The sequence below is a fragment of the Bradyrhizobium cytisi genome, from assembly GCF_008123515.1.
In the GTDB taxonomy this organism is placed as follows: Bacteria; Pseudomonadota; Alphaproteobacteria; order Rhizobiales; family Xanthobacteraceae; genus Bradyrhizobium; species Bradyrhizobium cytisi.
The window spans coordinates 146,069-171,486 of record NZ_VSSR01000008.1; the positions used below are offsets into that span (position 1 = coordinate 146,069).

Annotated in this window: 29 protein-coding genes and 3 pseudogenes; 27 read left to right on the plus strand and 5 right to left on the minus strand. The window is 60.3% G+C overall.

What is annotated here, in order from left to right; all coding sequences use genetic code 11:
* Positions 1-2 precede the first annotated feature (2 nt).
* The 24 genes and pseudogenes from FXB38_RS04830 to FXB38_RS43620 form a co-directional block, all read left to right on the plus strand.
* A complete protein-coding gene (locus FXB38_RS04830) occupies positions 3-542 on the plus strand; it encodes a hypothetical protein (RefSeq protein WP_148749623.1) in 540 nt (179 codons plus the stop codon).
* A gap of 6 nt (positions 543-548) precedes the next feature.
* Positions 549-1,616 (plus strand): phage baseplate assembly protein, encoded by a 1,068-nt coding sequence (locus FXB38_RS04835; RefSeq protein ID WP_148749624.1) that lies wholly within the window; start codon positions 549-551, stop codon positions 1,614-1,616.
* 11 nt (positions 1,617-1,627) lie between these two features.
* On the plus strand, positions 1,628-2,428 hold the full coding sequence (locus tag FXB38_RS04840; protein ID WP_148749625.1) for a phage baseplate assembly protein domain-containing protein: 801 nt from the start codon (positions 1,628-1,630) through the stop codon (positions 2,426-2,428).
* A gap of 4 nt (positions 2,429-2,432) precedes the next feature.
* Entirely contained in the window at positions 2,433-2,948 is a 516-nt protein-coding gene (locus FXB38_RS04845) for a phage GP46 family protein (RefSeq protein ID WP_148749626.1), read from the plus strand.
* 3 nt (positions 2,949-2,951) lie between these two features.
* The gene (locus FXB38_RS04850; protein WP_148749627.1) at positions 2,952-4,079 is read left to right on the plus strand and encodes a baseplate J/gp47 family protein; all 1,128 of its coding nucleotides are present in this window, start codon (positions 2,952-2,954) and stop codon (positions 4,077-4,079) included.
* On the plus strand, positions 4,076-4,852 hold the full coding sequence (locus FXB38_RS04855) for a YmfQ family protein (RefSeq protein WP_187434664.1): 777 nt from the start codon (positions 4,076-4,078) through the stop codon (positions 4,850-4,852). The genes FXB38_RS04850 and FXB38_RS04855 overlap by 4 nt, the downstream gene beginning before the upstream one ends.
* Positions 4,853-4,864: 12 nt before the next feature.
* Positions 4,865-6,169 carry a hypothetical protein gene (locus tag FXB38_RS04860; protein WP_148749629.1) on the plus strand — a complete coding sequence of 435 codons (1,305 nt, stop codon included), beginning with the start codon at positions 4,865-4,867 and terminating at the stop codon, positions 6,167-6,169.
* 14 nt (positions 6,170-6,183) lie between these two features.
* Complete coding sequence (locus FXB38_RS04865; RefSeq protein ID WP_148749630.1) at positions 6,184-6,807, plus strand: DUF4376 domain-containing protein; 624 nt, start codon at positions 6,184-6,186, stop codon at positions 6,805-6,807.
* A gap of 3 nt (positions 6,808-6,810) precedes the next feature.
* On the plus strand, positions 6,811-7,155 hold the full coding sequence (locus tag FXB38_RS04870; protein ID WP_148749631.1) for a hypothetical protein: 345 nt from the start codon (positions 6,811-6,813) through the stop codon (positions 7,153-7,155).
* Between the two features lie 56 nt (positions 7,156-7,211).
* Positions 7,212-8,798 carry a hypothetical protein gene (locus tag FXB38_RS04880; protein WP_187434665.1) on the plus strand — a complete coding sequence of 529 codons (1,587 nt, stop codon included), beginning with the start codon at positions 7,212-7,214 and terminating at the stop codon, positions 8,796-8,798.
* A 2-nt stretch (positions 8,799-8,800) separates the two neighbouring features.
* Positions 8,801-9,010: a hypothetical protein gene (locus tag FXB38_RS42570; RefSeq protein ID WP_187434666.1), complete on the plus strand. Its 210-nt coding sequence runs from the start codon at positions 8,801-8,803 to the stop codon at positions 9,008-9,010.
* Positions 9,010-9,345, plus strand: a complete 336-nt coding sequence (locus tag FXB38_RS04890) for a hypothetical protein (RefSeq protein ID WP_148749634.1) — start codon at positions 9,010-9,012, stop codon at positions 9,343-9,345. Before FXB38_RS42570 ends, FXB38_RS04890 begins: the two co-directional genes overlap by 1 nt.
* A 219-nt stretch (positions 9,346-9,564) precedes the next feature.
* Positions 9,565-11,229 (plus strand): P-loop ATPase, Sll1717 family, encoded by a 1,665-nt coding sequence (locus FXB38_RS04895; RefSeq protein WP_210250863.1) that lies wholly within the window; start codon positions 9,565-9,567, stop codon positions 11,227-11,229.
* 595 nt (positions 11,230-11,824) lie between these two features.
* Positions 11,825-12,481: a helix-turn-helix domain-containing protein gene (locus tag FXB38_RS04900; RefSeq protein ID WP_148749635.1), complete on the plus strand. Its 657-nt coding sequence runs from the start codon at positions 11,825-11,827 to the stop codon at positions 12,479-12,481.
* Positions 12,474-12,845 (plus strand): hypothetical protein, encoded by a 372-nt coding sequence (locus FXB38_RS04905; RefSeq protein ID WP_148749636.1) that lies wholly within the window; start codon positions 12,474-12,476, stop codon positions 12,843-12,845. The genes FXB38_RS04900 and FXB38_RS04905 overlap by 8 nt, the downstream gene beginning before the upstream one ends.
* Entirely contained in the window at positions 12,842-13,084 is a 243-nt protein-coding gene (locus tag FXB38_RS04910; RefSeq protein ID WP_148749637.1) for a hypothetical protein, read from the plus strand. Before FXB38_RS04905 ends, FXB38_RS04910 begins: the two co-directional genes overlap by 4 nt.
* Positions 13,084-13,593 carry a hypothetical protein gene (locus FXB38_RS04915; RefSeq protein WP_148749638.1) on the plus strand — a complete coding sequence of 170 codons (510 nt, stop codon included), beginning with the start codon at positions 13,084-13,086 and terminating at the stop codon, positions 13,591-13,593. The genes FXB38_RS04910 and FXB38_RS04915 overlap by 1 nt, the downstream gene beginning before the upstream one ends.
* Entirely contained in the window at positions 13,590-14,003 is a 414-nt protein-coding gene (locus tag FXB38_RS04920; RefSeq protein WP_148749639.1) for a hypothetical protein, read from the plus strand. Before FXB38_RS04915 ends, FXB38_RS04920 begins: the two co-directional genes overlap by 4 nt.
* Positions 13,996-14,637 carry a hypothetical protein gene (locus FXB38_RS04925; RefSeq protein WP_148749640.1) on the plus strand — a complete coding sequence of 214 codons (642 nt, stop codon included), beginning with the start codon at positions 13,996-13,998 and terminating at the stop codon, positions 14,635-14,637. Before FXB38_RS04920 ends, FXB38_RS04925 begins: the two co-directional genes overlap by 8 nt.
* Entirely contained in the window at positions 14,634-14,903 is a 270-nt protein-coding gene (locus tag FXB38_RS04930) for a hypothetical protein (protein WP_148749641.1), read from the plus strand. Before FXB38_RS04925 ends, FXB38_RS04930 begins: the two co-directional genes overlap by 4 nt.
* A 468-nt stretch (positions 14,904-15,371) precedes the next feature.
* The gene (locus FXB38_RS04935; RefSeq protein ID WP_148749642.1) at positions 15,372-16,028 is read left to right on the plus strand and encodes a DNA methyltransferase; all 657 of its coding nucleotides are present in this window, start codon (positions 15,372-15,374) and stop codon (positions 16,026-16,028) included.
* Complete coding sequence (locus FXB38_RS04940) at positions 16,025-17,623, plus strand: Eco57I restriction-modification methylase domain-containing protein (RefSeq protein WP_148749643.1); 1,599 nt, start codon at positions 16,025-16,027, stop codon at positions 17,621-17,623. The genes FXB38_RS04935 and FXB38_RS04940 overlap by 4 nt, the downstream gene beginning before the upstream one ends.
* Positions 17,616-20,153: a DEAD/DEAH box helicase family protein gene (locus tag FXB38_RS04945; RefSeq protein ID WP_148749644.1), complete on the plus strand. Its 2,538-nt coding sequence runs from the start codon at positions 17,616-17,618 to the stop codon at positions 20,151-20,153. The genes FXB38_RS04940 and FXB38_RS04945 overlap by 8 nt, the downstream gene beginning before the upstream one ends.
* A gap of 75 nt (positions 20,154-20,228) precedes the next feature.
* Positions 20,229-20,434: pseudogene (locus tag FXB38_RS43620) on the plus strand (SOS response-associated peptidase); the annotation flags it as partial.
* Between the two features lie 2 nt (positions 20,435-20,436).
* Here FXB38_RS43620 and FXB38_RS04955 read toward each other — a convergent pair.
* Positions 20,437-20,959: pseudogene (locus FXB38_RS04955) on the minus strand (IS1 family transposase); the annotation flags it as partial.
* Positions 20,960-21,064: 105 nt separating this feature from the next.
* Here FXB38_RS04955 and FXB38_RS04960 point away from each other — a divergent pair.
* The 3 genes from FXB38_RS04960 to FXB38_RS04970 are packed head-to-tail and all read left to right on the plus strand — an operon-like array spanning position 21,065 to position 23,001.
* A complete protein-coding gene (locus FXB38_RS04960) occupies positions 21,065-21,364 on the plus strand; it encodes a type II toxin-antitoxin system RelE/ParE family toxin (RefSeq protein ID WP_148749645.1) in 300 nt (99 codons plus the stop codon).
* A gap of 17 nt (positions 21,365-21,381) precedes the next feature.
* Positions 21,382-22,533: an ImmA/IrrE family metallo-endopeptidase gene (locus tag FXB38_RS04965; RefSeq protein ID WP_148749646.1), complete on the plus strand. Its 1,152-nt coding sequence runs from the start codon at positions 21,382-21,384 to the stop codon at positions 22,531-22,533.
* A 3-nt stretch (positions 22,534-22,536) separates the two neighbouring features.
* A complete protein-coding gene (locus FXB38_RS04970) occupies positions 22,537-23,001 on the plus strand; it encodes a hypothetical protein (RefSeq protein WP_148749647.1) in 465 nt (154 codons plus the stop codon).
* A gap of 237 nt (positions 23,002-23,238) precedes the next feature.
* Here the strand turns inward: FXB38_RS04970 and FXB38_RS04980 are convergent, their stop codons facing one another.
* From FXB38_RS04980 to FXB38_RS04995, 4 genes and pseudogenes are all read right to left on the minus strand, one after another.
* Positions 23,239-23,445 (minus strand): hypothetical protein, encoded by a 207-nt coding sequence (locus FXB38_RS04980; RefSeq protein ID WP_148749648.1) that lies wholly within the window; start codon positions 23,443-23,445, stop codon positions 23,239-23,241.
* 406 nt (positions 23,446-23,851) lie between these two features.
* Positions 23,852-24,175, minus strand: a complete 324-nt coding sequence (locus tag FXB38_RS04985) for a hypothetical protein (RefSeq protein ID WP_148749649.1) — start codon at positions 24,173-24,175, stop codon at positions 23,852-23,854.
* Positions 24,176-24,188: 13 nt separating this feature from the next.
* Positions 24,189-24,491: a hypothetical protein gene (locus tag FXB38_RS04990; RefSeq protein ID WP_148749650.1), complete on the minus strand. Its 303-nt coding sequence runs from the start codon at positions 24,489-24,491 to the stop codon at positions 24,189-24,191.
* A 501-nt stretch (positions 24,492-24,992) separates the two neighbouring features.
* Positions 24,993-25,418, minus strand: a pseudogene (locus FXB38_RS04995) (hypothetical protein); the annotation flags it as partial.

Consider the following 25,418-nt stretch of genomic DNA (forward strand, 5'->3'; position numbering starts at 1 on the left):
CCATGGTCGATCTCCAGCGCGTCGAGATCGTTTTCGGCAACGTCCTGAAGATCATGGAAGTGGCCGAGGAGCCCATCGCTCGCGGCCAGCAGTTGCTCACCGTCTCGTTCGATGAGTTCACCATCACCGCAGAAGGAAGCCACGTTATGTACAATTTGCCCATCGACCACACCGTCAAAATGCAGGTCTCCTACGTCGACTCCGCTGGCAACCCCGCGAAGGTCGATAGCGTGGAGTGGTTCACTGCGAACGCCGAGATTGCCGCCATCGAGGTCGATCCCAGTGACGGCACCATCTGCAAGGTGATCCCCGTCGCGCTGGGGCGAACGCAGGTCAGCGCAAAGGCCGATGCTGACCTCGGCGAAGGCGTGCGCGAGCTGCTTACCGTCTGCGACATCATGATCGTGGCCGGCGAAGCCGTCGCTGGCTCGATCCAGCCGGTCGGCGAGCAAGAGCCGATCAGCGGCGGCGGAGAAGGCAGCGGCGGCGGCGATCACGCCGATAACACGCTGCCGCAGGGCGAGCAGCACGGGCGCCAGTGATCCTGCATGCCGAAGCCGGAAGAGATCGCCGTTCTGGAGGTCAACGGCGCGAAGTTCGACGACTGGGAATCGGTCTGGGTGCAGGAGCGCTGGGCCGATTCCTCGACGGTGTTTCGCTTCACCGCCGCCGAGCGCGACCCGATCTTCAGCATGTCGGGCATCTTCCCGATGATCCAGAAGCTGCAGTTCAAGCCGGGAGATCAATGCACCGTCACGCTGGCGGGGCAGCTCGCGGTCACCGGCTACGTCGAGACGCGGCAGGTCGCCTATGACGCGCAGCAGCACGGCGTCATGCTGATCGGCAAAAGCTTCACCGCCTGGCCCGCGCGCTCCAGCGTCGATACCAAGACCGGCAACTTCGACAAAAAGAATATTCAGCAGGTCGCGCAGGAGGTGCTGCAGGGCTACAACGTCGGCCTCAAGGTGATCGGGCAGCTCGATCTCACGCCGTTCGCAAAACTGCAGAACGAAAAGGGCGAACTGATCTGGGACTTCCTTGAGCGCATCGCGCGGCCGCGCGGCGTCGTGCTGGGCTCCGATAGCCACGGCAATTTCCTCCTGATCGGCGAGCATGCCGGTGGGATCAAGGCGCAGCTGGTGGAAGGCCAGAACATCAAGAGCTGCCAGTGCATCATCACCGAGGAGCACACCTATACCGAGATGCGCGTCGATGGGCAGGCTCCTGCCAGCGATGACAACTCGGGCACCGCTGCCAGCGAGATGAAGGCCGTCGTCGGCGGCACCTCTCCAGTGTTCTGCAAGCTGATCACGCCTTGCGAGCAGCCGGTCAAGACCCAGGCCGAGCTGCAAGCCCGCGCCGCCAACGAGAACATCTGGCACGAGGGCACCAAAATACAGGCGACCATCGTCGTACAGGGCTGGCTGCGCGACGGCTCCAGCCTCTGGCATGCGGGCGATGATGTCTCGGTCTACTCGCCGATGGCGATGCTTAACAACAATCTGACCGCGCAGAACGTGACGTTCACCCAGGACAACAACGGCGGCTCGCTGACCACGCTCGATCTGGTGAGCCCGAACCTTTTGCGATCCAGCCTTGAGTTCAATCCCGGCTAGAGGAGCCAAGCATGCACCGCGCAACGCCGCTCAATACTTCAATCCGCGCCTATACCGCAGGCGGCTCTCGCAGTGTCGTCGATAAGGTCGATGACCAGAAGCTGATGCAGGAGATGGGCGGCAACTTCATGGCCAACGAGACGCGGGCCGAGATCGAGGCCCCCCAGAACTACGGCTTTACCTCGGTGGTATTCGATGCTGAGAAGGGACAGGACGGCAAGGTCACCGCCAGCGCCGAGACCTTCATCGGCTTCATGGGCGGCAACCGATCGTTCCCGGTCTCTGGCCCGATGGATGATCGCCGGCACCGGCTTTACAAGCTGGACAAGGGCGACACCGCGCTGTTTCGCGGGCGCGGCGACAAGCAGCAATTTCACCTCACCACGGACGGCGGCTTCTGGAGCGCACCGCAGGACAAGACGCTGCGCATGGCGATGCTCGATCAGGACAGCGAGAGCAATGACAGCCAGCAGAGCGGCGGCAGCTCGGGATCGGGCGGCGCTGGAGCTCGCACGCGGGACAGCAGCGGCGGCGGCAGCAGCTCATCATCCGGCCAGCAAGGCGGCCAGAAGCGCGGTCAGGAATCGGTGAAAAAGGACAACCAGAAGGCCAAGCGCTTCGTCGAAGTCACCGCCGACAAGACCCGGCTCGCGGGCAAGACCTCGCACATGATGCTCGATGACGATACGACCTATGTCCACGTCAACACCGACAAGAACGTCTATCTCGGTGCGGAGGCTGGCAAGGGCAGCTTCGACTTCTTGGCGACGATGAGCGGGCCCTGCGTCAACACCAAGGGCAAGATCGGCTGAGCCCATGCCGAGCTACAATGTCCCCGACATTCGGCTGGTGCAGAACAACATCTTCCCGAAATACTCCGTCACGCTCGACTGGAGCCTGCTGCCGAACGGCACGCTTGACGATACCCAGGCGCTGGCGACTGCGGTCTGCGTGGCGCTCGGCACCAATGCGCTCGCTGGGAAAAATGATCTGCTGCCCGATCCCGATTCCAGCGACCGCTGCGGCTGGTGGGGTGATCTCGACGCCGAGCTGATCTGGAACGGCTGGCCCATCGGCTCGAAGCTCTGGCTGCTGCGGCGCTCCAAGATCGCGCCAGCATCAGCGCAGCAAGGCTCGACGCTGACCGCCGTCGAAAATTATATCCGCGATGCGATGCAGCCGTTCGTTGATCGCAGAATCTGCACCAGCTTCGAGGTGATCGCCACCCGCGTGGACAAGCAGCGCATCGACGCACTGCTGCGCATCTTTCGCGGGCCGCTGCAGCCCATCGAGCTGCAGTATCAAATCCTATGGGACGCAATGGGGCCCTAGAGCATGCCTTGGTCAACTCCGACGCTGCGAGACGTCCGCTCGCTGGTGCGCGATGCCGTCAACGCATCGCTGCCGGGAGCCGATGCCAATGTGCCGAACAGCGTGCTGCGCGTGCTCAGCGACAATCAAGGCGCGCTCTGCCATCTCACCCTGCAGTATGTCGACTGGCTCTCGCTGCAGCTGCTGCCCGACACCGCCGAGACCGAATGGCTGGATCGGCACGGCAATATCTGGCTGGTCAATTCCGACGGCTCGACGGGCCGCAAGATGGCCACGCTTGCATCGGGCACCGCCAGCTTCCAAGGCACCATCGACGGCTCCGTGGTGCCAGCGGGCACGCAGCTGCAGAGCGGCGTCGGGATGCCGACCGGCAGCGATTCCGCGAACCAGGTGGTCACCTTCGAGACTATGGAGGACATCACCACTTCGGATGCCTCGCTCGTCACCGGCAGCATCCGCGCGCTCGATCCCGGCTCGTTCGGAAACCTCATCGATGGCACGTCGCTCTCGATGGGACAGAACCCGGTCCCCGGTGTTTCGACGCAGGTCAACGTCGTGCATATGGCAGGCGGGGCCGACACCGAGACCGACGACCAGCTGCGCATGCGCATTCTGCAGCGCATCCGCAATCCGCCGATGGGCGGCGCGCAAGCTGACTATGTCGCATGGGCGCTGGCCGTCCCCGGCGTCACCCGAGCATGGGCCGCGCCAGAGCAAGGCACCGGCACCATCACGGTGCGCTTCCTGATGGATGATCTGCGCGCCGATGACGACGGCTGGCCGACGCCCGAGGATGTCCAGATCGTTCACGACTACATCAATCTGAAGCGGCCAGTCACCGTGAAGGACTGCTATGTGCTCGCGCCGATCAAGGAGTTCATCGACATCACCATCGCGAACCTCGTGCCCGATACCGATGAGGCGAAGGCCGAGATCGAGCAGAGCGTGCGCGACATGCTGTTCATGATGGCGGCGCCTGGTCAGACCATCTTCGCGGCGTGGGTCTCTTACGCGATCATGAACGCGCCCAGCGTGCAGTCCTTCCAGCTGGTCACGACCGACGATTACGTGATGCCGTCGCTCGGCCACATGGCGGTGCTGGAGACCATCCTTTACGAGACGCTGCCGTGAGCGACCGCCACATCCGGCGCAGCGGCAGCAACTACACTGACAGCTTCCTCTCGTTGCTGCCGCAAGGTCAGGCTTGGCCGAAGCACGCACCCGACAGCGTGCTGGTGCGCGGGACCGACGGCCTCTGCGACTACTGGGGCTTTGTCGATGGCCGCGCCGCCGATCTCTTGGAGATCGAAAGCGATCCGCGCCTGACCGTCGAGTTGCTGCCGGATTGGGAACGCAACTGGGGCCTGCCCGATCCCTGCTATGAGGCCCCGCAGACCATCGGCGAGCGCCAGCTCGCGCTGGTGATGCGGATGACGATGCAGGGCGCGCAAAGCCGCGAGTTCTTCATCGCCGTCGCCGCGCAGATCGGCTACTCGATCACGATCACCGAATATCGGACCTTTGTCGTCGGCATCGACCGCGTCGGCGATGCTCGCGTCTACGGCGCAGCCGGTGCGCCCGACCCGATCATGTACAACGAGGGGGGCAACCCATGGATGAACGCCCTCGGCGATGCTCCGGTCGCCGAAGGCGAGCTGTCGGAGTGGCCCTATTACGGGCTCGGGCCCGACACCAACCGCTTCTTTTGGACGGTGCATGTCCATCAAGCCTCGCTGATCTGGTTCCGCTGCAGCAAGGGGCAATGCGGCGTCGATCCGCATTTGAAGATTGGTCTCGCTGACGATCTGGAGTGCCTGCTGAACCGATGGAAGCCAGCGCACACGCAAATCATCTTTGACTACACGAATCTGCATCCAGGCGATCCGATGGAAGGGACGCCCTAGCGGGGAAATCAAATGCAGTACAATCAGCCCTATGGCGTCAGCGATCCGAACGCGCCGTACATCAACGGCAACCCCTCGACTGGCACGATGGGCTCGATCCCGCCAGCGGCCTCGATTGAGTATCCGCAGCGCGAGATCGTCAACCTGATCGCCGCCACGGGCCGCGCGCCGTCGAATGGTGATCTGTTCCAGCTTGGGCGCAGCGTGCAGAGTGGCATGCTGATCGCGTCCGACGACACCGGCACCGCCAATGCCTACGCCTGCGCGCTGAGCCCGGCTCCGACTGCCTATAGCAAATATCTCACCATCGTCATCCAGATCGGCAACGCCAACACCGGGGCCTCCGTCCTCAACGTCAACAGTCTCGGCAACAAGCCTATCATTCGCGCGGACGGCTCGGCGCTGCAGGGCAACGAGATGAAGACGGGGAATATCTTCGCCTTCGTCTACGACGGCAGCGCCTTCCGCATCGCGTGGCCACTGACCTACACACTCGGCGGCTTGGTGCTGTTGCAGGCCCCGCTCGATCTCTACGTCAACGCAGCTACCGGCAACGACTCCACCCTCGACGGCCGCAATCCAACATCCATCGGCAGCGGGCATGGCCCGTTCCGGACCATCAGCCGGTCGATGAACGAGGTGATCAAGTACAATCTCAACGGCTTCAGCATCTCGGTTCATGTCGCGGACGGCGGATACACAGAGAATGTCGTTTGCCCTGCGATCAACGGCTCTGGTGTCGTCAACATCCTCGGCAACCACGCCAATCCGAGCAACTGCACGCAGACCGCCGCCGCAGGCTCGACGTTCGATATTGCGCCGTTCGGCAACTACTACATCGATGGCTTCCGCGTCTCGGCTCCGCTGATCTCGGGCGGCGATCCTGGCTCGGGCATTCTCTGCCAGAAGAACGGCACTGTCGTCATCGGGGCGCTCGACTGCGGCGTTTGCAGAAGCTCGCACATCGAAGGGTCGGGCTCCATCACGACGATTGGGCCGATCCGCATCTTCGGAGGAGCGTTCCAGCACTGCATGGCAGCGCTTGCCGGCGTCATCGCGCACAGCACAACGCCGACGCCGTTCCCGCCGCCGACGATCTCGATCATGAACCCGGTGACGTTCACCAACGGCTTCATCTATGCGACCGAGATCGGGATGTTCTACGGCTGGTATCAGTCGATCACAGGTGCGGGCAATGTCACCGGGCCGAAGTTCCTCGTCAGCTTGAACGCGCTGCTCTGGACCAATGCGCAAGGCGTGAACTATTTCCCCGGATCGTCTGCCGGCGTCGTCAACACGGGCGGTCAGTATTCCTGACGGAGATCATCGAGATGGACAGGTTCAATCCGACCAACTGGTTCTGGTTCGTTGGCGACAACACGAAGGTCTATGCCTCCGCGCGCAACATCTACGTGACCAAGGACGATCCGGCTTACGTCGCGTGGAGCGAGAGCAACCTCACGATGACGATGCCGGACGAGGCAGAGCTGTGGTACTACATGAAGGCCGTGCTGCCGCCTTGGGTGTTCGACGGCACCACCTTCGTGCAGCCCGGCGAAGGCGCGTACACCCAGACGCAGCTCAAGAGCTACAGCGGCGTGGTCGAGGACGTGGCGGCGAACAGCGGCATGGTCGCAGCCGGAATCCCGATCGGCACCGACCCGATCACAAAGCGCAAGATCGCGGACGCTCGCACGGCGGCCGAGGCGGACCCGGAATACACCACGACGGTCGTCGGCTCTGACGGCAATCTCTATCCGGCTGATGCTGCCAAGCTGATCGAAATGTCCGACGCCGTGATCGCCTTCGGCACGGTGCTCAACGACACCTATGCGACGCTGCACACCGACATTGATGCGGGGACGGTCACCACGCTGCAAGAGATCGACGCCGCCTTCGCAGGCGTTGCGCGCGACATCAAGCACGGCAGGCGAAACCATTATCGTGGCGGCTGAGAGATGGCGATCGTCAACATCACCACAGAGAACGATGCGGACTTCTACCGCACGTTCATCTGGCAGACCATCGACGGTGCGCCCATCGACCTTTCTGGCGGGTTGCTCGAAATGATGCTGCGGCGGCGGGCCGAGGATGAGACGGCGCTGCTGCGGCTCGGCAGCGACACCGGGGAGATCAAGCTGACCGATCCGGTCAATGGCCAGTTCACCGTGCGCATCGATCAGCTGACGCTGGCGCGGCTCGGGCTCGGCAGCTTCGATCAATCGAACATCTTCAACCGCAATGGCTACAAGGTCCGGGTCTGGAGCGGCACGCTCATCAACAATGCGGGGCCGACGCGATGAGTGAAGTCGAGGTCATCAACAGGGACAATGTGAGCCTCGCGAGCAGCGACAGCAACGTGATCGTCGTGCTCGACAACGAGGTGGAGGTGATCCAGACCTTCGAGCAGGGCCCGCCTGGGCCGCAAGGCATCCCCGGCATTCAGGGCCCAGTGGGGCCGAACGGCGAGGATGGCAACACCGTTCTCTACGGGCCCAACGATCCTATCTTCGAAGGCGTGGACGGCGACTTCTGGATCAACACCACGACGCACTTTATTTTCGGCCCGAAGGCCGCAGGCGTATGGCCCGCAGGCACGTCGCTGGTCGGGCCGCAGGGCGTCGCAGGGCCGCAGGGACCGCAGGGCCCGCAAGGTCCGGCTGGCCCGACGATCAATCCCGCGACCGCGGTCCCGCTGATCGACGGCGTCGGCGCGGTCGGCAATTCGGTCAAGTATGCGCGGGAGGATCACGTCCATCCCTCCGATGTGGCGGCGTCGGCGGTGCGCTTCGACGCCGTGCAGGCACTGACCGGCGCGCAGTTGCTGCAGGCGCGGCAGAACATCTGCGCCGCGCCGGGCGATGCGATGAGCTACAGCGGCATTCAGGTCAACGGCTCTGGGGAGGTCAGCCAGCGTCTCGGCGCCACTCCGGTGACACTGGTCAGCGGCACTCCTCGCTACATCGTTGATAGTATACGCGCGGGCTACTTCCATGCGGCCAATACCGCCATCATGTCCGCACAGCAGCTCGGCGCCGGTCCTCCCGGCTTCTCCGCCGGCATTCAGTTGACATCGGCTGGTGCGCCGATGTCGGCGCCCGGTGCCGGCGACAATGCCAGTTTGAGTGTTCCGGTCGAGGGCTATCGCTGCCAGCGCTTGGGCTGGAACACGGCGGGAGCGACCCAGCCGCTGACTGCGTGTTTCTTTTTCTACTCCAACGTCGCCGGGACCTTCTCTCTCAACGTGCGCAACGGCGCCAACGACCGCAGCTACTCCAAGAGTTGCGCGTATTCCAATGCTGCGAATTGGACGTTCTACAAGGTCACCATTCCACCACCGCCGAGCGGCAATTGGGCTACCGGCTTCAACACGTCGATCGATTTCAGGATCACCGCGGTCTGCGGCACGACTTACCAGCAGCCTGACGGAGCTTGGGCTAACGGCAACTTCCTCGGCACTCCCGCCACCACCAACTTCTTCGCGGCGTCTGGCAACTTCTGCGCCGCGACCGGGTTCGCCCTGCTGCCGGGTAGCGACGGGCCGAAGGATTGGCAGTCGCTTGCTGCCTGCCAGCGCTCGTTCGTAAATGAGTTCCATCTGTGTCAGCGCTACTATGAAAAGAGCTTCCAATATCTGACGGTCCCGGCGCAAGGCACCGGGTTCACTTCAAACTCGCTGTTCCTCCAAGCGGGGGGAGCGGGCACCCAGTCGGTTCAACCTACTTTCTTCTTCAAGGCGTCGAAGCGCGCGATCCCGACAATTACCTTGTTCAATCCTCAGAACGGCAATGCCTTGGCGCGCAATGTCTCGCGCGCCAGCGATTGGGCGGCGACAGCACTCAATTCGGCTGACGTTGACTGCTTCCAAATCTACGGCACCAGTCCCGGCTCGTCGGCGATCTTCGACACTTGCGGCATCCACTGGACCGCTGAGGCGGGGTTGTGATCGTGGCCGATTATCAGGTCACCGCGACCGACATCGTACAGCGCACCGAGGACGGCGCGTTCATTCCGAACGATCCCGGCAACGCCGACCGCATCGAGTACGAGGCGTGGCTTGCGGACGGCGGCGTGCCCGATCCCGCGCCGGTCGCGATCAACCCGACGCTCAGCGCCAAGCCCGCCATGACGACAGCCCAAATACTGGGAGCAACCTGATGTCTTCAGTCGATCAGATCGCCGCTGCGTCCGATCCGACCTTCTCCGGTCGCGTCATGATGATCATGTTCAAGGTGGCGCAGAATGTCGCCAGCGAGGACCCAGGCACCGAGCACCATGCCGAGCGGCTCGACTATTCCGGCTTGGTGATCCGTGGCGAGGAGAAGCCGCAGATCGTCGCCGCGCATGTCATCTCCTCGAATCCGACCATCGGCGCGGCCATCGACAGCGATCCGGCAGCGCTCGGCAGCAACGTGCCGGATGGCGATATCGAGTTCGCGCTGGCTTCCATCTGGACTTCGCGGTCGCTGGCTTTTGCGGCAGCGCCGCCCTAGCGGCCAAGCCGTCTGCCCGGGCGCAATAAGTCCAATACAGCTCTTGCTGCACTGCCACCGTATCAAGCTTTAGTCTTTGGTCTACCCGGCCCCTGCCGAGATGGTTGGGTCACGCCTGTATTATGCGCACAACTAAGAACAACCCGGCAACGGTCCCTTGCAACCAACAGTCCCTATTGCAAATCTCGAACACAACAAGCGACTGATTCGTGGGGATGGATGGCGAAGGCCGGCAAACGTACAAATCCGATTATCCTTCAGGCTGGCATGTCGATCGGCACGAACGCTGCCGAGATGGACGACGATTTCCTCCTACCGTGCTTCGTGCACTATCCGCCCGTCGATCTTTGCCTGAATGTCGCTTCGAGGGGCATGGTCGTTGAAGGCCGGACAGGCTCCGGCAAGACAGCCATATTGAAGTATATCGATGCCAAAACGACCAACTCGGTCACCATCGATCCGACCGAAATGGCAATGAGCTACGTCACTAACTCAGACGTGCTTCGGTTCTTGCAGGCAATCGGGGCTGATCTCGATCTCACGTTCCAGGTTTTGTGGAAACACGTCCTGTGTATCGAATTCATTCGCCTTCGATACAACGTCCAGAGTGAGACAACCTCCAAGTCAGTTTTCGGATCAATCTTTGACCGGTTTTCACGGGATGACCGAAAGAAGCGATCCGTCACCTATCTCAAGAATTGGGAGGGGAAGTTTTGGATCACTATGGACCAGAACATCAAAGAATTGACTGAAAAGGTCGAGAACGAGGTCAAGGCTGAGGTTGGCGCAGAGGTAGAGAAGTTCAAGCTCGGCGGCCAATACGAGAAGCGTCTAAGCTCCGATAAAAAGTCAGAAATCGTCGCAAGGATACGAAAAATTATTCACGCCGATCAGCTCGCCGAGTTAGCAGGCGTGATCGACATCTTAGCAGAGCTGGAACGCGAGGATAAAAAGCACTTCGACGAAACCAAGTACTACATCATGATTGACCGCCTAGATGAAAACTGGGTGGACGTATCAATTCGCTTCAAACTTATCCGCGCGCTCATCGAAACCCTGAAGTCGTTCCGCAGAATAACTGACCTGAAAATCCTTGTTGCGCTCAGATCAGATGTCTTAGAGCGGGTTATTCAAGAGACCGCGGACATAAGCTTCCAGCGCGAGAAGTTGGACGATTACTTCATCCGTCTGAAGTGGGATAAGTCACTACTAAAACAACTAATCGATACGCGCATCCAAACCTTGTTCAAGCAGCGATATACGCAGAATGCCATCCATTTTGCCGACGTATTTCCCTACAACGTGGGCAACGTCGATCCTTTCGAATACATGATTGAGCGTACTCTCATGCGACCGAGAGACATAATCGCTTTCGTAAATCAGTGCCTCAAAACTGCCGAGGGCACGTACGAGGTCACCGGCCAGACCATTCGTAAAGCAGAAATAGAGTTCTCTCGCATCCGGCGAGACGCCCTAGAGCAGGAGTGGCAAAGCGCCTTCCCTACCATAGAGCGGCTTCTCGACTTCATCGGTAAAAAGCAAAAGCCTGTTATCGGCCTTTCAGAGTTCGTCGACGGAAACGAGCTCGACGAGTTGGCTCTGGCGATTGACTCGGATGCTTCTCTTTCAGAGGACCCACTGCACGTCGCGGCGAAAAACTACTGCGCATCTAGCAAGCCTGACCACTACGACTTACTCAGGGTATTGGTCGGGACGCTGTATCGCGTCGGCGCCGTCGGCGTTAAACTGCGCAACGGCAACAGATATTTGTACTCACACAACGACGAGCCAATCCTGTCGATTGCGCAGATAACTGAGGACACACGTATACGTATCCATCCCATGCTCTGGGGCTCATATCGATTTCCCATGAAGCACGATTGATGGCCGACCACTGTGGCACTAGGAAGTCAGCTTAGCTGATGACCCTGCGTACGAAAACTGCTATCGGCAAGCCTTCGACTTTGGGGCCTTTACAATGCCCTTCCCGCTCTACAAAAACCGCCAGGGCCATGAGCAGTTTACTTGCCAGTGGCGCCGTAGAAACCACTGAGCTTCGAGTTCAAGGATTCAAGGTGACTAGATTTTGACTGGCCATTTTGGCCATGTACTTTCGGACTATGCCGATGTGCGCGGCCCTGCTTCGGCGGGGCCTTTTTCATTTGTCTGAAAAACGCCTGCTCCGGTTCTTTTCCGAAGCAGGCCAAGGTCATCACTCATGCTCGGGCGAGTGTGCACCGCCCAAGGAGCGTATGGTAGCACGTTGCGATGGTTTCGCTATACAACCGCCATCATCTCATTTATTTTAACACTCCCGGTTCTTCGTGGTCGCTGGGGCCATCACGAAGAGCCCTTGGACAAGAAGTGTGTGCGACCAAGGGCGAGGAAATGCTGAGCGGCGGCTCAAGCCGCCTTTGCCACTGCCCCGAACTCTCACATCGCTGATCTTGTGTGCCCCTTCGCGAAGGAGATCAAAGCGATGCCTAAACCATTTCCGGTGCTCGTTCATATCGAAGAGATCGCGCTCGGCACGGTGCTGCGCAAGCTGCACGAGACGCCTGGCGTGATCAGCGTTGACCTGCAGTTCGGGCTCGGCGGCCAAGGCGCAGGCAAGCAGCAGCTGCAGCAGGCGGCGCAGTCCAAGCGTGGCAGCTCCGAGGAGATCGTCGTCAAGCTGCTGCTGCAGGGGCCGAAGCACATCAGCGAGATCAGCGCAGCGGTCGGCGGAAAGAAGACCCGCGCCTATGGCGTGATGACCTCGCTGCGCAAGCAGCAGCTTGCCGAGCCCGGCCAAGGGCGGGCGGTCTGGCAGCTTACCCACAAGGCCCGCGCCCAGCTCGGCAATGTGAAGGCCTTGCCAGCGCCTCCTGCTGCCGCCCCAGCGATCAAGCGTGGCCCTGCAGACCGCGCTGCTCCCGGCTCGGGCAATATCCTGCTGCGCTCGGCGCTGGACGGCGGCACCAAGCCGCCAAAGGAGCTGCGCGAGATCATGGGCTCGAAAGGCATGTCGGCGAAGAGCATCAGCGGCGTGCTGGAGCGCGCGAAGAAGCGCGGGCTGATCAAAAAGAATGGCGCGGGTTACGAGCTGACCGCGAAGGGACAGAAGATCGAGATGGGAGCATCCGCAAATGGCTAGGGGATTTGTCAGAGTCTATCGGACCTATAATTACATCGATAAGAACCCGGTGATCGATAAGGTCCGCACCCTCGTTCGGGACGAGGGCCTCATCAAAAATTTGAAGGCGGTCCACGAGATCAGCGGCGTTTCGACATCGACGCTTGACAACTGGTTCAACGGAACGACGCGCTCGCCGCAGCACGCGACCATTGCAGCTGTGATCACTTCGCTCGGCTATCAGGAGGAGTTCGTGCGGAAAAAGGAGATCGATGTCGAGCGCGAGCGCAAGATCGGCGCGGACTGGCTGGTGAAGCAGGCCGAGAAGAAAGAACGGGCTGCGCCCCCGAAGAGCAACGGCCACAGGCGGAGCAAGCGCCGATGAAGCCGCTGATCCACGATGCACCCAACGAGGCGGTGATCACCGAGCTGTATGCCTATCTGTCTACGGATGCCACAGGCGAAGGCATTTGCGCGGGGATGCTCGGCGCATTCTGGACGCCGCTGGTCACATCGAAGGCGCGGGTCGCGGAAAGCATGCGACCGCTCGCGGCAGAGATTGCGCGGGCCTCGGGCAAGCGCGTGAGGCTGGTAAAGTTCACAGCCAGAGAGGAGGTCCCGTGATGAGCGAGCGCGAGCTGCGCAAGATGCTCGACTGTGCTTCCGCGTTCTGCGAGCGGCATTTTGCGGCAAAAGGCGAGATCGCGCCGATGTGGCACGCGGTCACTTCAGATGGACGGACGCTGATCGAGGCGCATCCGGTCGAACTGGGCAAGGACTTGGCAGCGGCCATGATCCGCACCTTCTTCGATCTGCGCGACGTGGTTCGCTACGTCTATATTGGCGAAGCGTGGACCCTGAATCGAATGATCAGACCAGAGGAGCATGAGGAACTGTTCCGCAAGGGGCTCTCACAGCACCCTGATCGCGTCGAGGTGGTGCAGCTGCAGGGCGAGGATCGCGACTATGGCCAGATCATCATGTCGCGCGACATCATCAGGCCGAACAAGGGCAAGCCCTATCTCGGCCCGCTGCAGGACATCAACGATCTGCCCCACATTCCGGCAGGCGCGCACGTCCAATCCGAAGGCCGCATGATCGGCATGCTGCCGGTGCGAGGAACGAGACAATGACCCGCGACGATGCAGCGTTTACCTGCCCCGATTGCGGTGGCTTCCTTTTCCGCCCCGGCCCTTGCGGCGGGGTGTCACAGAACATCGAATGCGTCGGCTGCGGCTCCCGCTTCAACGTCGCACTGGCGCGGCCTGCAGGTGTCAGCCGAGCGCATTCCGAGCGATTGCAAGTGGCGGGAAGACCTCTTCCCGAAGGTGCTGCAATGAGCCTGCGCGCCATGATCATCGAGCGAATCCAGGCGAGAGGCGCCGGACCATTCTGGCTGTTCGACTGCTATCACCATCTGGTCGAAAGCGGCGTCTGTCGTGACGAGGCGCTCGAGGCCCTGACGGCCTTCACCGACGATATCATCGCTGCGAAGAAGCGGAAGCGACTTCAGCTGGTCACAAGCGGAGAAGCTGATGGATGAGGCGAATGCGCTCGGCGATCTGGCGATCATGGCCGCACCGCCAGCGAAGATGTGGAAGGCCTTGGCGACGATCAGCGCCCGCGCTCATCAGGCCTACGACGAATGCTCGGGCACAGCCCCCGGCAGCTCGCACGACAAATGCCTTTTCATGTCGCTGGCTGTGCGCGATTTCCTTGTCGAGATCGGCTACCGCGATGCAACGGTCAAGGCCTGCAGCCTTCTGATCCGCGCCGGTGATCCGCAGGAAAACGAGATATGGTCTGTCGGGCTCGGTGCGCCTGGACAACGCGATGAGCCGGATAAATTCAACGGCCATGCGGTCTGCGCCGTGCCGTCGCTGGAGCTGCTGATCGACACCACCATCTATCAGGCGATCAGGCCGCACTGGGGCGGCGCGGTCGGCGGCATGGTCGCGATCAACTACTGGCGCAATCCTTCAGCGGAGCGGCTGTGGGGCCTCGAAGTGATCGCCGCAGCCGAGTGCGCGCTGTCGGATCGCTTGGTCCGCGTGCTCTGGCTCGACCGGCCCGAGGTCAACTGGAAGAGCAGCGAGGACTTCCGCGTCAAAAACGAGCGCCGCCGCCACGTCACCAAGGCGCTCATCAATGCCTTCGGCGGATGGAGGGAGCATTGAGCGACGAGCAGGCATGGGACGCAACAGCGACGGCTGATGAGCTGGTCGAAGCGCTGAAACCGCTGTTCGCCGATCAGGCTCCCGAGGTCGTCGGCGCGGTGCTCGGCCAGCTGCTGGCGGTTATGGTCGCCGGTCATTGCCCCGAGCTGCGCGACGAGGCGATGAAGCTGGTGATCGACATGGCGCGCGATCTAGTCCCCGTCGAGGTCGAGCAGCTGATCGAACAGGGTCGCGTCGGCGAAGAGTGGCGAGGCACCAAGCAATGACTGCGCTGTGGGCCATGGTCTCTGGCCGGCGGGGTCACGGCAGCATCCCCTTTCCGGCCCGGGTGACCACGCCGCGCGGACAATCAGTCATTGGTAGAACGTTGGTGCTTGCGAACCGGGCCGCATCTAAGTGACAAGAGGGGCGCCGATTCTGCCGATTCCTCTCCCTTTCCAAACGGTCGGGGCAAGGCATTCGAGGACCGTTTAGCCGATCAGGGCTGATCTCACCGCGGAAGTGTTGGAAAGAACCGGTTTTGGGGTGCCCCCCCACGTCCGCGCGGATATGCTTCCTCCGTTATTGTTGAAATCGAAGGATTCGTGGGGCATAGAAGCGCGATACCTGCACCAAGTTCGTCACGCGCTGCTTACAGCATGCCTGGCGGGTCAAGCTTGTAAATGCCGCCAGCAGGTCGGAAAAGCGAAGCGGCAGCCGATTCGTGGCGAAATAAGTCCGAGTGCATTTGACCAATGAGCCTGATCAAATCAAAGAAACGCGTCGCCGACCACGGAGAGGTGTTCACTTCTGCTTGGATCGTGGAAGCGATGCTCGACCTCGTTAAGGGTGAGACCGAGCGCATTGACTCGCGCTTCTTGGAGCCAGCATGTGGCAGCGGCAACTTCCTGGTCCGGGTCCTACAGCGGAAGCTCGCCGCCGTTGAGCTCAAGTTCGGAAAGTCCGAGTTTGAAAAGCGGCACTACGCTCTTCTCGCGCTGATGTGCGTATACGGCATCGAGCTGCTGGCGGACAACATCGCCGAGTGTCGCGCGAACCTGCTCGAAATTTTCGCCGACTATCTGAACCTGAATAAATCCGACGATTCGTATCGCGCCACGTCTTACGTGCTGTGGCAGAACCTCGTGCACGGCGACGCGCTAACGATGCGCACGCATGACGGCCAGCCCATCACCTTTGCCGAGTGGGGCTACATCGGCAAGGGTAAGTTCCAGCGGCGCGACTTCCGCTTCGACGTTCTCACTGGATCATCGGCTTTCAGCGCGGAGGGTTCGCTCTTTGCCCATCTGGGCAAGCACGAGATATTCACGCCGATCAAGACCTATCCGCCGATGACGGTAAGCGAACTGGCCGCCGCCGCTCACGGCGGCACACCGAAGGAGGCCGCATGAGCACGCAGGCTGGTTTTGCGCTGCGCGGGCGCAACCCGGATGTGCTGACGTGCATCGCGAACCTCTCGAACGACGAGGTGTTCACGCCACCGGAGCTTGCGAACCGGATGTTGGATACGCTGACCGAAGCGTGGGCGGCCGACCACAACGGCGCGAACCTCTGGGCGGACAAGACGGCGAAGTTCTTGGACCCGTTCACGAAGTCGGGCGTGTTCTTGCGCGAGATCACCAACCGCCTCACGAAAGGACTGGCGAACGAGATTCCGGACCTCGAAGAGCGGGTCGATCACATCTTGATGGAACAGGTGTTCGGCATCGGCATCACCTACCTCACCAGCCTGTTGGCTCGGCGCAGCTTGTATTGCAGCAAGTACGCCAACGGCGAGCACTCCGTCGCCAGATCGTTCACTACAGAGAGCGGAAACGTCTGGTTCGAGCGGATGGAGCACACCTGGGATGTGGCGAAGTGCAAGTATTGCGGCGCGCCGCGAACGATCTTTGAGAACCGGAAGGGACTTGAAACCCACGCTTATTCGTTCATCCACACCGACGATATCAAAACTCGGGTCGCCGAGTTGTTTGGAGACGACATGCAGTTTGACGTGATCATCGGCAATCCTCCCTATCAGATGACAGGTGGAGGCGGTGGAACAAACGATTCCTCAATCTATCACCTGTTCGTTGAACAGGCGATGCGGCTGGAGCCGCGCTATCTCAGCATGGTCATTCCTTCGCGCTGGATGGCAGGTGGACGCGGCATGGACGATTTCCGTGCGACGATGCTCGGCGATCGGCATGTCCGCACTTTGGTTGACTATCCCGACTCAGCACAGGTGTTTCCCGGTGTGGATCTCAAAAGTGGCGTTTGCTTCTTCCTATGGGACAGCGAACATGACGGAAACTGTGCGGTAACGCTAATTCGCGGCGACGACATAGTTGGTCCGACAAACCGCAAACTCGACGAATACGACGTGTTTATCAGAGACGCGCGTGCCGCTGCCATTCTGAAGAAGGTCCTCAAGCATAAAGAAACCAGTTTCTCTGACTTGCTCACGGGTGACACGCCATTCGGCTTAGCAACGAACTTCGCGGCGTTCAAGCCGGGCGAACCCGGCGATCGAGAGGTCAAGGTTTATGCGAGTTCAAATGCCGGTAGACGAAGCGGCAGAATGAAGCGCGCACTCATAACGAAGAATACGCATCTCATTGACAGTTGGAAGGTTCTCGCACCGAAGGCCGGTCCCGGGAATAGCGGCGGACACGTCCTGCCAGATGCTGTTCTAGGCAAGCCCGGCGTTGCCGAACCGAACTCTGTCTGTACGCAGACGTGGATCGTTGCCGGGCCGCTTAAATCTAAAAAGCAGGCAGAGATCGTTGCTCGCTACCTTCAGACGTCGTTTGTCAGATTCCTGGTGTCTTTGCGGAAGATAAGCCAAGACGCAATGAAGGGCGTTTATCGGTGGGTGCCACAGCAGGATTGGAGCCAAAACTGGACCGACGAGACGCTCTACAAGAAGTACGGCATTACCAAGGATGAGAAGGCGTTCATCGACAGGATGATCCGCCCAATGGACGCTGAGCTCTTCGATGTCTAAGACCATCGACGATATTCTCGCGCCGAAGCCAGAAGCACGGCCGCGCATCTACGCCTATTCGATTGCCGACAATGCGCATGAAGGGCTCCTCAAGATCGGCCAAACAACCCGCGACGTGAAGCAGAGGGTCGCCGAGCAGTTAAAGACCGCCGCCATCAAGAACTACAAGATCGAGCTGGACGAATCCGGCGAGCGCGACGACGGCTCGATTTTCACCGATCACCAAGTGCGCGCAACCCTAGTCAAGAAGGGCTTCAAGAACGGCCAGTTGGAGTGGATGCGCTGTTCGATCGGGGACGTGAAGACCGTCCTCACTGAACTCCGGACCGGCCAAAAGTTCACGGGAACGCATTCCGAGACGTTCCCGACGCGCCGGGAGCAAGCCGAAGCCGTGAACAGGACGCACGCCTACTTCCTCTCGCGCTGGGCGGAAGACAAGCATGCCGTTCCGCGCTTCCTCTGGAACGCGAAGATGCGTTTTGGCAAGACCTTCACCGCCTACCAGCTCGCCAGGAAGCTTGGCGCCAAGCGCGTGCTCGTGGTAACCTTTAAGCCTGCGGTGGAGGATGCGTGGCAGACGGACCTTGAGAATCACGTGGACTTCGACGGCTGGCAGTACCTCTCGCGCAATTCCGACAGCGACCCGACCAAGATCGACAAGAAGAAGCCGGTGGTCTATTTCGGCTCCTTTCAGGATTTGCTGGGTCGCGACGCGGCGGGGAACATCAAACCCAAAAACGAATGGCTCCACGAGGTGAATTGGGACTTGGTGGTGTTCGATGAGTATCATTTCGGCGCGTGGCGCGACACCGCGAAGGAACTGTTCGAGGGCGAGGAAGAGGCGGTCGCGAAGAAAGAGGCCAAGCTCGAATACGCCGCCGGTCTGGAGGATGTGAACGAAGACCTCAGCGTACTCTCGGAGAAAGAGACCGAGTTCCTGCCGATCACGACCAAGGCATACCTCTATCTCTCTGGCACGCCGTTCAAGGCGCTGGCCACGGGCGAGTTTATCGAGGAACAAATCTTCAACTGGACGTACACCGACGAGCAGCGCGCCAAGGAGGAGTTCGCCACCAAGAATCCCGACAAGTGGAATCCCTACGGCGCGCTGCCGCAGATGCGCCTGCTGACGTACCAGATGCCGGACGAACTGGTGGCAATTGCGAGCGGTGGGGAGTTCGACGAGTTCGACCTCAACGCGTTCTTCGAGGCAAAAGGCACAGCCAAGGATGCAAAGTTCAAGCACAAGAGCGACGTGCAGAAATGGCTGGACATCATCCGGGGCCAGTACGCTCCGAAAGCCGTCGAGAGCCTCAAGACGGGAACACGGCCGCCGTTCCCGTACTCGGACGCTCGCCTGCTGCCCTACCTCCAGCATTCATTCTGGTTTCTGCCCAACGTCGCGGCCTGTCACGCGATGGCGAACCTGTTGGCCGAGAAGCACAACACCTTCTGGCACGAGTACGAGGTCGTCGTCGCGGCTGGCGCCTCGGCGGGCATTGGGCTCGACGCGTTGCCGCCGGTACGCAAGACCATCGGGAGCGGGTTCGAGACGAAGACCATTACGCTGTCGTGCGGCAAGCTCACCACCGGCGTAACCGTGCCGCAGTGGTCATCCATCCTGATGCTGCGCAATCTGAAGAGCCCTGAGACCTACTTTCAGGCCGCGTTCCGCGTGCAGTCGCCATGGTCGATCAAGAACCCGAATGGCGACAACCCGAACCAGGAAGAAATCCTCAAACCCGCCTGTTTCGTGTTCGACTTCGCGCCCACACGCGCGCTACGGCAGCTCTCCGAATATGGGATCGGTCTCTCGCCCAACGAGCCGAACCCGGAAAACGCCGTCAAGGACCTCGTTTCGTTTCTGCCCGTGCTGGCCTATGACGGCGCGAATATGACGCAGATTGACGCTGGCGGTATTCTCGACATCGCGATGGCGGGCACCTCGGCGACGCTGCTCGCGCGCAAGTGGGAGAGCGCACTGCTGGTGAACGTGGATAACGATACGCTGCGCCGCATCCTCGACAACCCTGAGGCGATGGCCGCCGTGGAGCGCATCGAGGGCTGGCGCTCGCTTGGCGACAACATCATCGAGACCATCATCAACAAGAGCGAGAAGGTCAAGGAACTAAAGAACAAGGCGAAGGAGCGCGAGCTGACGGAAAAGCAGAAGAAGCAGCTCACCGACGAGGAAAAAGAGTACAGGTCCAGGCGCAAGCTTGTGCAGGAGAAGCTCATCAAGTTCGCGACGCGCATTCCCGCCTTCATGTACCTGACCGACTTCCGCGAGAACACGCTGCAGGACGTGATTACCAAGCTGGAGCCGGATTTGTTCCTGGCTGTCACCGGCCTGACGGTGAAAGATTTTCACCTGCTCGTGCGCCTAAAGGTGTTCAACACCGAACAGATGAACCAGGCGGTGTTCGCGTTCCGCCGCTACGAAGACGCCTCGCTACGCTATACGGGCATCGAGAGCCACGAGAGACTGACCCACTACGGACTCTACGACACCGTCGTTGCGAGGGAGTGAAAGGGCGGCAAGGTGCTTGGCGCAGATCATCTGCTCGCCTGAAGGAGATCCCTATGTGCAACGAACCAAGAGGCCATCCGCGCGCTGTTGCGCGTCGTCAATCGGTACGTCGGCAACCTGTCGCCGATGCCGGGCGTGTTTCCTGATTATCCGGCTCCGGTCGTGCGCAATGCGGCGATGAGCGCGAGTTGACCATGATGCGCTGGGGCATGCCGCCGCCACCGCGCACTGGCGGGCCGCCGGTCACCAACATCCGCAACACGTCGTCGCCCCACTGGCGGGGATAGCGCGTCTCAGCTTGCGGATCGGCTCCGTACAGCTTCACGAGCATGGCATAATCAACGTCCAGCCCAAACACATCGTCAACCGCCGCTAGGTAGGGTTTGTAGCCGTCGCTGGTAAGCTGGACGCGGTTAGCAAATCTGCCCCTCAGGTCCGCCACAAATTCAACCGCCGCACTCGAGCTGCGGTCCGCAAGCAGCCAGCTGACAAGCAACTTGGTGTCAGCACAAAGAGCGGTCCAAGTCCAAACGTCGCCAGCGGCAGGCGGGGCGTTCTTGGCAGCGCTCACGTTGGCGTTCTTGGCGTAAACGAACGACCAAATCTCATCCATCTGCACACGCTTGCACGGCAGGTTGCGGAGCGCCTTGTCCTGATAGGCAGTGCAGGCGTGCCCAGCATCAACGAGTAATTTTGCAACCGTGTTATTGCTCACACCCGTAAGACGTGTAATTGCCCGAATAGACTGTGTCCTCGCAAAGGAGGTGCAGAATTTGAGCGCGCGCCTGTCTGGTCAGCTTGTTCATACTGATCCTTACGCTCGAGAACAACGGCGCCGTCAAAACGAATGTTACACTATGTGTGAAAATGGCATTGACGAGACGTTTGGTTAGATTATATAGGGGTTGTCCATGGAACCTGCCTTCAAAGACCCGTCCTTGGACCGGCTGGAAACCGACGCGACGTATAGCGCCGGTTTCAGCGACGCAATCGTGAGGGCCTACCGAAAGGCAGTTCTTCACATTAGGTCGGCGGCCGATGAACGCACATTTTATGCCCGGCGCTCGTTTCGGTTTGAAAAGCTGCTGGGAAATCGAGAAGGCCAATATTCGATGAGGCTGAATGATCAGTGGCGACTCATCGTGGAATTGAAAGGGGAAGCTCCCAACAAGACCGTCCTGATCATTGAAATTGCCGACTACCACCACTGAAGGGAAAACAATCAAAAATGGCTGCCCGCGTACCTGCTGAGACCTTCTCCCCCGGGGAATTCATTCGAGACGAGCTTGACGCTCGCGGATGGACGCAGGCTGACCTTGCGCAGATCATGGGGCGCCCTCTTCGCCTCGTGAATGAGCTTATCGCTGGCAAAAAGCAGATCACGCCTGACACGGCGCGCGGATTGGCCATGGCATTTGGTGATGATGATCCGCTCTATTGGATGAATCTTGATAGCGCGTACCGGCTCGCTAATAGTCAGCCCGCCGATGAAACGGTTTCACGCCGGTCTAGGCTGTACTCCAAATTCCCCGTGCGCGAACTGATGAAGCGAAGTTGGATTGAGCCATCTGATAATCTTGATGTCGTAGAGCACCGTGTGTGCCGCTTCTATCGCATCAAGAGCCTTGAAGAGCAGCCAGAGTTTGCTCACTCAGCAAAGGCCACTCAGTCAGATACGGCACAGTACGATGCTAGAAACGACCTGCAGTGGGCATGGCTATATCGGGCAAAAGAACTGGCCGAAGCAGTTCATTCGGTGCCCTATTCCGAAGCCAATCTAAGGCGCGCACTTCCAAAGTTGCGAGCCCTGCTCGTTGCTCCGGAAGAGCTTAGACAGGTGCCTACGATCTTGGCGGAAGCCGGTGTCAGGTTTGTAATTGTGGAATTTTTGCCTGGCGCGAAGATCGATGGAGCAGCATTCTGGCTCAATGAAATCCCTGTTATTGCGCTGTCAATTCGATTTGATCGCGTAAATAACTTTTGGTTCGTGCTCCGTCATGAAATTGAGCACATCCTCAATCGAGACGGACTGGTTACCATTGACGTTGAGCTTACGGAGCGTGTGCAGGGCAAGGGAGACCTACCTCCAGAGGAGATACGGGCCAACACTGCTGCAGCAGAATTTCTAATTCCAAAGACGGAATTGGATAGCTTCATCGTGCGGGTGAGACCTCTCTACTCAGAGCAGCGAATTTTGCTCTTTGCAAAGCGCATAGGGGTTCACCCTGGTATCGTCGTCGGCCAGCTACAGCACCGGGATGAGGTTCCGTACACTCACTTCCATAAGCATCTCGTGAAGATCAGAGAAATTGTAACGCAAACCGCCCTTACCGATGGGTGGGGTACCGTTCCGCGCATTCCGGGACAAGCTGGAGTTTGAGCAATGGCTACCTTCAATGATCAGCTAATCCGCATTGTAGAGGACTACCGCGCCGCGGGTGAGCCATGGCCCGCGAAGCGAGAGCAGATAGCCGAGTGGGCGATTGCCAATGATCGCTACCAACTTACGCGGGGTATGGCCATAAGCCAGTGCGCCGAAAAGCTATCGAAAGCCATGGGCCTTGAGCATGTGAAAGATAGGAAGGGCCGCAGCGTTCGAAAGTACTATTCGGCGCGCATCCGGGAAAATGGGCAGTTGGTCATGAAGTGGGATGATCAAAATGCAGAACGCCCATTTATGGAAATATCAGCCGCGAATCGCCGCAACCTTGTTTTGGGGCAGTGCTGGCAATTGAAGCAGGATATGGACAGCTACAGCGAGCGGCAATGTCCGGATCAGCCCATCCAGGTGGACTTCAATTTCAATATCGACTTGGAAGAACTTGGTCAGTTAGACGAAGTGGGCTGATCAGGTCGATTTCTTCCATCGCGTTTGCGCAGCCACTCTGGCAACCTCGGCCCTCTGCTCCGCCGTAAGTGTTGCAGCCTGTGCCGGGCCACCCCTCGCTCCGCCGGCCCTCCCGCGCCACAGCCTTGGCGCTCTTTCCTAACTCCTCTGGAGTGGGATCGCGGTCAGGCGTCTCCCCCGTCGCAATGTCGATGATCGACTTGGCGAGTTGGTTGGGATCCCTAGGACGTTTGGGAGTCACTTGTCTTTCCTCTGCTCAAGATCGTCAAACACCACCAGCGTTCGCTCGGCTTGGCCCGAACCGATAAATTTCTGGGCTTCTTCCGGCGTAACGAAGGTCGGCTCGATAAAACCGCCCCCCTCAACGCCGCCCTCGTAAAGGGGTACCGCAGTGTATCGTCCTCCGATGATGCGGGAGACCTTCCAACCGATGCGCTTTTTCATCACCGGAATATGCGATGGAAATTGTCAACATTCCAGCCCCGCCCGACTGTCACAATCAAACTGACCCACTACCGAAACTTGGGATGTCCATTTCCCAGCTTAGGTGTCCCGGAACGCGACACAACCTTGGCACAACTTGTGCAAAGTATTGCACACCGAGGTTTTGCTTACCCGGGGCTGGAAAGCCGCCGCTCGCGGTCATTTACGCGAGCGGCGTTTTTAATTCCCATAAACGAAAAAGCCCCAGTCCGGGGCTGGCGGGACTGAGGCTCTTCGCAGTCGCGCTTCCCCCACAGTACGCGCAACTCATTGCCATCCAGTTGTCACAAAACACCGTGTCCTAATTCGGAGTTCCGGGTGTCCTAATTAGGACAGCGCGTCCGCGACCGGAGCCAGCTCAAAATTCTCAGGCCGAGCCCGTAGCATGGGTGATCTTCAGCTCCATCTCGCGACCGAAGGCGCGCAGCTCTTTGTCGATCAAGTCCATCTTGCGGAGATCGGCTTCGGTCTCCTGCTCGCCTGGATCGAGGATGGTCATGATCGAGCTGAACAGATGCTGCGATCCCGCCATGAAAGCGAGGCGGCACTCTTCGACCTGAATCGATGGCGCGTCGGGCGGCAGCACCAGCATGCGATAGCCGGCCCAGCCGGCTTCGATCAGCTTGCCCTCGTCGGCGAGCTGCTTCGATATCTCGGCGGCGAGCTGCTCGATTTCTTTACGGCTTGTCATTTGCTCTTCCAGCTCAACGGATTCGCTGCCGCAGCTCGGCGTTCAGCTGCATCGAACGCGAGAGCTGCCGCGTCAGCGATTGATCAACGCGCTCGATGCGCGCGGCCCGCGCGAGAGCTGCGCGGGCGATCTCGCCGACGCCCAGGACAGCGTGGCGCATGCAATGCACGCTGATCGCATCCAACGATATGTGGCCCAGCTTCAAAAGCTCGGCGGCCCGCCCGAGATCGGGCTCGGGGAAAATGTCGAGCGAATAGGCCTTGCTCCACTGCACGATCCTCTGCAGCGCTTCCTCCAGTTCGGCGGCTTCGCTCATTGCCTGCATCTCCAGCTCAAATGCCGCCCGATATGGATATAGCGGCGGCCCTTGGCCCCGCATACGCGATCTGCATGCCTCGCCGCCTGCCGGGGCCCGCCCGTGGGCCTCGCTGGGCCTCTCTGGCCTTCGCTGGGCCTCTGGCGCGGTATCGGCGGCGGCATCAGCCATGCGCCCATGGTGCATAGCTGCCTCGGGAGCCCGCCGGCGCTCATCAAAGGCCAGCACCGGGGCGATGCACTCGCTTCGCGCAAGCACGGTCAAAGGCTCGGGCTGGCTCGCAGCGGCGGGCAGCGGTGCGTTATTTTTGAGAGCATGGACAAAGCTGCCCCGGCAGTCCACGCGCACCACAGGGCTCCTGCGGCGAAAGCGAGCTTCTTCGGGAATGTCGGCCTAAGCAAAGGATGCATCGCTCGCCCCTCTGCGCCCCAGCCGCGCCCGCATGCTCAACAAAAAAGCCGCCCCGGATCAATGGGGCGGCTTCAGGTTTTTTATTATTTCTTATGCTGCCAGGCGGCGAGACTCCTCCAGCTCGACCGGCTCCTCATCGGCGACGATGCGCCTGATCTCGTCGGCGAGCCGCTGCAGCGCCGCGCGCTTCTCGTCGATGCGAGGGTCCTGATCGTAGTGCTTGCCGGTTACATCGGGCACCGCCCGCTGATCGTTGTCCTTGATGATCGCGTGATCGAGGCAGAGCGCGACCGTCGCGCGGCTGATCCCGATGTTGCCCATCAGGCTCGCGGCTGATCGGCGCAAATCGTGCGGCGTGAACGGCTTGATGCCGATCTGCGCGCAAAGCCCATCGGTGTACCTGGTCGGCTTGCCCTTGCGCACGATGGATCTGCCGCGCAGCGCGTTGGCGAGCGCCTTGCGGCTGAGCGGCTCGGTGCCCCAGCGCCCTGCGAACATCCATGTGTAGTTGCCCAT